Consider the following 6314-nt stretch of genomic DNA (forward strand, 5'->3'; position numbering starts at 1 on the left):
GCAGGGATCGAACCTGCGACCTGGTGCTTAGAAGGCACGGAACGCACCAGGTGTCCTAGGGCTCCAGCCTGCTGGTGCAGTTTACCGACGTCTGCCCACGTCCGCCGCCGTCCGTGGCCGTTGCTGCAGCGGTAGCTACACCCAAGGGGGCGGCCGACCACGAGATCGACGTACGCCGCCCAGTTGACCGGCTGCAGGCGTTCTTCAGCCCTGTCGACGGCCTGCTCCGTTCCACAGGCATCCGCTCTCCCGAGCTCCCCCGTGTTGATCTTCGAGGGCGCGGGCCACGCTGAAATCCAAGCGAATCACGTTGACCGGCCTCGCGAGCGCACGGGCGGGCAGACCCCTGGCCGGATCTGGGGTGCCAGCGAGACTTCCTTCCGGACCCTTGCTACCCCGTCCTTGCGTGTGGGCGGGCGGATGACAACGCTAGCCGATCTCGCCCGGGTATGCTCTGTACGGCGGACTCTTTCTCGCCTGTCCGCTAGCGCTTTCGCATGACTGAAACGGGGAGATGTGCCGTACCACGTTCGACTCTCGGTGCGCAATGAGAAGAGAGACGAGGTCAAAATTGACCTCGACGAGCCGACTCTAGAGCGACAGTTCATCCGGCCCTACATGGCGGGTGAACCAATTACCGTCAACGGTCGCGCGATCAACATCGACCAAGTCGAACGGATTCGCATCAGTCACAGCCCGGGTCCTGCTTCAAGTTTTTACGAAGTCATCCGACAGAAAGACGCCGAGTCGCAGTTTCTCGCCCTCGGCGGGCCATCCAAGGAATGGAGGGCTGCCGCGATAGCCGATGACGTGACCGACGAATACATTAGCGGACCGCCTGGAACGGTCGGGATTCAAGATGCGACGAAAGCTGCCGCAGAGAACGTCGGGGGTGTCGTCGACGAAAGAGCAGTGTTCCTTATTCACGGCCGAAACTCTGCCGCTGTTGAGGGAATGAGGGTTCTGCTTGGAGCCTTGGACCTAAAGCCCATCGAGTGGGATCAAGCGCAGGCTGCGACGGGTAAGGCAAGCCCGTATGTCGGCGAAATCCTCGACGCTGGGTTTTCTCTGGCGAAATCCGCGCTTGTCTTTGCAACTCCTGACGATCTCGTCGCACTGCACCCGGCTCTCCGTGCCGCGAACGAGCCCCCTGAGCGCCTTTCCGGGCAACCTCGTCCCAATGTAATCTTTGAGGCGGGGATGGCCTGGGAGAGATTCCGGGCGAGGACCGTCATCGTGGAGTACGGAAGACTCCGTGGATTCTCGGACCTAGGTGGGGTATTTACGCTCCAGTTCGACGGCTCCCCTCAAACGAGAAGGTCTCTCGCATCTCGTCTCAAGACCGCCGGCAATAAGGTTGACGATAGTGGAACTCGGTGGCTCGACGCGGGCGATTTTCCGCCAGATCTTCCTCCGTTCAGCCCTGGCGATATAGGAATTACAACGTCTCCACCTTCGGTGACCTATGCCCGCAGTTCTCCCGAGCAAGAGAATGCACTCAAGGGAATTCCGTTGAGATGGATTCTGTTGGCGCGCCTTGCGGAGATGTATCGAGACCAGGCGAATGATAGTCACGTCCTTGAGTTGGACGTGGATGGCTTGGCGGTCGAAGTGGGCGTGGAGGTCGACCAGGTTAAAGCAGTGCTTTCGGAAATGATCGCCGAGGGTCTAGTTGAAGGATTTGCAGAGACATTCGGTCGGACTGCTACTAGTGGTGCATGTCGTATCACAGGCACGGGTCTACGTCGTCTGAGGGCCGAGGCGTGATATTTTTGAAGAATCGATCTGTGTGCGGGTGCGACGCGCCCGGCGAGCGCGGCCGTCCACGGCCGCACTCAGGTGTCCGCGAGGCGTGGCCCGCTTCTGCATCTTGATTCTCATCCGCCGTCTTGGCTGTCAATCTGGCTGTCAGTCCGTCCGCCAGGCCTGGCGCTGGACCGCAAGCGACCCGCAGATTAAGAGATCATCGGTGGATCGTCCGCCTGTGTCCGTGGACGTCCGCCGGTGCCGGTCACGGGCTCGACCTCGTCCGCCGAGTCCGTGACCGCCCGCTGCTGTTCGCGGGCTTGGCTGCCACCTTGGCTGCCGTCCACCGCGGCCTGCACTCCGACACGGACGGCGGAGGTGTATCTAACGGTGGTTTGTTGTGATCGACTGACCATGTGCAAATAGTCAAAGAATCCCCTGGCTGTGCGAGTACGGGCAAGAGGTGGTTCAGTCGCGGAAGTGATCGCGATGACAGCACGGCTGCCGTGCCCGCCGACTCCGGCATCGGTGGAGGCGTACGCCTTCCAGTTCGACGATCTGTTCGCCTCCCGGGCTCAGCGCTGCACGTTCCGGGACCACCTGGTCGGTCTGCTGCTGCCCCGGGACCGCAACACTGCCTGGCCGGAGCGAAACCGGCCGTGGGCGCGCAGCACCGGGAGGTCCAGCGGCTGCATGGTTCCTGTCGGAGTCCCCGTAGAACCACGAAAAAATCAACACGCGGCGCATCGAGCTGCTCATGGCACAGCCCCGGCCACCCGGCCTCATCCCGGCGGGGTCCTGATCATCGACGACTCCGGGGACCGCAAGATCGGGCACGCCACCGCAGGCGTATCCCGCCAGTTCATCGGTTCCCGGGGCGGCGGTTCAGACGATCACAACAAACCACCGCTAATCCGTGGTTCCATTCTGATCTTCCAAGGTTGTCCGCAGCGGTCCACTGGAGCAGGTCCCCAGCTTGGGTGAGTCTGTGGCGGTCGACAGCCTTCCGCCACCGTTCACCGCCTCGCCTGTCAATTTGCTGTCAGGCAGTCTGCTAATTGACCCGGCTTGGCCTTGCCCAGTACCGGTTGCGGGGTCGGCCAGCTCTGCGCCGACGACAGGCGAAACTCTGTCGCGCAGGTCGGCGAGTGAGACATCTAGCCCCGCAGTCTCTGTCCGCCAGCTACGGCAGATGCGTAGGGCAATGCATGTGGCACACTCTATATCATAGAAGGCTATGGTCACGCTTGGGGAGGGTCTGCGTGGATCCGTGGGAACAGCAAAAGGTGAGCAACAGATCGAGACGTCTGACGATCTTTGATGAGAGAAGGCCAGGAGAGTACGAGGCCTTCTTGGCGCGACAACGCGACGTGTTCTCTGAGCATCTGCTTCAATCGTGTCTTTCAGTGCGGAGGCTAGAAGGGGTTATTCCTAGCGTTCCAGATGCCGAAAGGGCAATCTTGGCTTTTGGCGCTCCGGCCGCATTCGATAAATATAGCCAGATGCAGAGGAATCTCGTCCGTCAGATCGCGATCGACATCGCTGAAATTGATCCAGTTTCCGTGCTGGCACCCATGATGGTCGACGCGTATTCAAGTCGTCGAGACAGCAAATTTGAATTTTATGACGAGAATCGCGACTTCGAGTTGGAGATGGTCGGCGGAATAATTGCGTCCAACGGTAGCGTCGACCGCAAGAGGCGAGCGGCGAATGCCGCGGAGATAACGAAGATATATCAAAATGCGCGGAATCTGAGGTTTGCTGCCTATGTAGCCGACCAGGCTCGGGACATCTCCGAGATGCGAGAAGATGGCTCCGACTTCGAGCGCATGCGGACTTCTATCAATATGCGGACATCGTGGCTCACTATCCGCGGGTCCGCTTACGGGATCCACTCGGAGGCGGTGGCAAGCGAGCTTTACGCGCGATACAACCCATGGCTTCGAAGGAACATCGGATTCGACCTTGACGACCTCTATCGCATTTTAGAGGCATTCCGGAAGCGCTGGTCAACTGAGGTTCCTCGGGCATTCCGTGAATCTATGATCGTGTCGGGCTTGATGTCACGTGCCGGTCGACTACGAAAGCGGACCACGAGGCGGACCGATCGCTACCGCCGCGAGCTTGTCGATCGCATTGCCCGTGCCGTCTCCTTCAGATTGGAAGATCTCGAAGGGGTGGATTCTATCGTTCTCGGTCGGGTACTAGAAGTGTTGGCTATAGCTCCGGGAAGTCACCCTGGATGGGGAGCAGACGCCTTTGCTCAGTCACCGCTACTTGATCGCCCTTTCTTCGTAGACGGCGCGAGGGCGCTGCTAGTCCTGCCAGGGCGTGTCGGCACCGAGGGAACGATCTTACTTGAACCCGTCTTGAAAGCGCACTTTGGATCAGACTACTCGAGACATCGCGCGAAGACGGTTGATGACGAAGCACGAAAGATAATCGCTGGACTGCTTCCTGGATGCTCTTCTTATGGCTCGATGTTTTACTCCAAGACAGCGCAAGGGAGGTCCAACGATTTCGAGGTCGACGGGATCGTTCTCTACGAAGATATTGCAATCGTTATTGAAGGAAAAGGGGGATACCTGGGAGTGCCGAGCAGGCGCGGGGACGAAAAGCGCCTTAAGAATGAGCTGAAGGATATTATTGGGAAAGCCTATCGGCAGGCATCGCGGGCGACAGCCGCACTCCAGGCCGGCCAAGAATTTCGCTCGAAGAGCGGACGTGAGCGATTCCGCGTGAGCGCTGGCACTATCCGTAAGACGTACATCCTCATACCAACCCTTCAACCACTCGAAGGGTTCGAGGTCGGCGCTAAGATACTTCAATCATTAGGGGTCGTGCCTCCTAGTGCTGACTTCTGGTGCGTGTCAGTTCCTGTTCTGAAGCTTGCCTCTGAAGTGCTGGCGGGGCCGGCTGAACTCGTCGCGTATTTCGATTTTCGAGAGGCTGTCTTGTCCTGCGAAAATTTGATGATACCGGACGAGGTGGAGCTTCTCGGGGTCTTCTTGTGGGGCACCGATATGGGGGAGATGCGCGAAAAAACGCTTGAGGCAGGGAAATTCGAAGGCAAGCGCGGAATCGGCTACCTAGGCGGCATGCAAGAAGATTTCGATGACTATTACCGCTATATCACGAATCAAGGACCTCCCGCGATTAAACCTTACAAGAGAATGACGGAAATTGCGCGGTCATACGTGCGGAGACTTGAAGCTGAACGGCCGGATGGCTGGCTGGAGATGACGAGTGCATGCCTTAGACTCCCGTACAGTGGGATGGTCTGGGTTGATGCCGAAAAATCTGCATTGATTGATGGATGCAAGGGTGGAGGATCCACTCATCTTGCCCGCAATTATCTCATTATGGTCTTCGACGAGAAAACTCCCGTCCGGGAAGTTCTAGGTATGCCCGAATTTCGCTCGACGGTTAAAGAGGCTGAAGTTGCGTGGACGCTTGAAGTAGTGGGCGATGACTTGAGGCTCATCTACTGTGCCTCGAATCAGCGAAAGTGGTTCTCGAGTACTTGATCGAAGGTATGAACGCGACGCGCCGGCGAGCATGGCCCGCCAGGGCCACGCGCAGCCGTCGCGCGGCGCGGGCCGTCCGCGACGGGGCTTGATCCTAAAACGGCTAATTCGGCAGTCCGCTGGACTTGGCTGACGTTGGGCCGGGGTGTACGTACCGTCGTGTGGGTGGATGTAGCGGTTGCTGAGTGGTTGGCGAGTGAGCTTCTTGCGCCTTTGGGTGATCGGTGGGCTCATGTGCGGGAGGTTGCTGCCCGTGCCCGGGAAGCGGCGGCGGCAGTGGAGCCGGAGGAACGGGACCTGTTGGTCACCGCGGCCTGGATGCATGACATCGGCTATGCCCCGGCGGTGGGGCTGCTGCGATTCCACCCGGTGGACGGCGCCCGGTTCCTTCAACAGCGTCCGGACGTCTCCCGCCGGTTGTGTGCGTTGGTGGCGCATCACTCCTGTGCCCGGATCGAAGCCGAGGAACGCGGCCTGTCCGACGTGCTGGCCTCCTGGGAGCTGGAGGAGTCACCGGTGATGGACGCCCTGGTGTTCGCGGACATGACGACCGGTCCGAAGGGGCAGCGGTTCACCTTCGCCGAGCGGGTGGAGGAGATTTTCTCCCGGTACGGGGAGGGTTCGGTGGTGCATCGCTCGATTGCGCGTGCCCGTCCGCTGCTGGGGGGCTCGATCGATCGGACGTTGCACCGTCTGGCGGCGGCTGGTCAGCCGATGTAGGGCGTGGGGCGGCCTTCGAGATAGTGGTTGATCCGTAGCCGCATGGACGGGTGGATGTTCAGCTTGTCGAGGTCGGTGGGGGCGACGAACTGGACTTCCTTCGTCTCGCTGGACGTGCGCAGGGTGCCGCCGAGCATGCGGGTGGTGAAGCACAGGGAGAACTGCTGGCGGACCTCGCCGTCGTCGTAGGCCAGGACGTGCCGGGGGTTGGTGTACACGCCGATCAGGCCGGTGACCTCGATGTCGATGCCGGTTTCCTCCTTGGTTTCCCGGACGGCGGCGTCCGCGATCGACTCGCCAAGGTCCATGCCTCCGCCGGGT

General features: G+C 60.1%; 5 protein-coding genes. 4 read left to right on the top strand and 1 reads right to left on the bottom strand.

The features are described from left to right. The first annotated feature begins 540 nt into the window (after positions 1–540). From DD1DGNOD_RS08015 to DD1DGNOD_RS08030, 4 genes are all read left to right on the top strand, one after another. Positions 541–1767 (top strand): TIR domain-containing protein, encoded by a 1227-nt coding sequence (locus tag DD1DGNOD_RS08015; protein ID WP_131769796.1) that lies wholly within the window; start codon positions 541–543, stop codon positions 1765–1767. 468 nt (positions 1768–2235) lie between these two features. Further along, entirely contained in the window at positions 2236–2730 is a 495-nt protein-coding gene (locus DD1DGNOD_RS31105) for a transposase (protein WP_131769797.1), read from the top strand. A 278-nt stretch (positions 2731–3008) separates the two neighbouring features. Beyond that, positions 3009–5273: a hypothetical protein gene (locus tag DD1DGNOD_RS08025; protein WP_131769798.1), complete on the top strand. Its 2265-nt coding sequence runs from the start codon at positions 3009–3011 to the stop codon at positions 5271–5273. 165 nt (positions 5274–5438) lie between these two features. Next, positions 5439–5993 (top strand): HD domain-containing protein, encoded by a 555-nt coding sequence (locus tag DD1DGNOD_RS08030; RefSeq protein ID WP_131769799.1) that lies wholly within the window; start codon positions 5439–5441, stop codon positions 5991–5993. Here the strand turns inward: DD1DGNOD_RS08030 and DD1DGNOD_RS08035 are convergent. Next, positions 5981–6314, bottom strand: a 334-nt coding sequence (locus DD1DGNOD_RS08035; RefSeq protein ID WP_131769809.1) for an NUDIX hydrolase, incomplete at its 5' end; no start/stop codon positions are given. The genes DD1DGNOD_RS08030 and DD1DGNOD_RS08035 overlap by 13 nt on opposite strands.

The organism is Candidatus Protofrankia californiensis, assembly GCF_900634765.1.
Classification (GTDB): Bacteria; Actinomycetota; Actinomycetes; order Frankiales; family Frankiaceae; genus Protofrankia; species Protofrankia californiensis.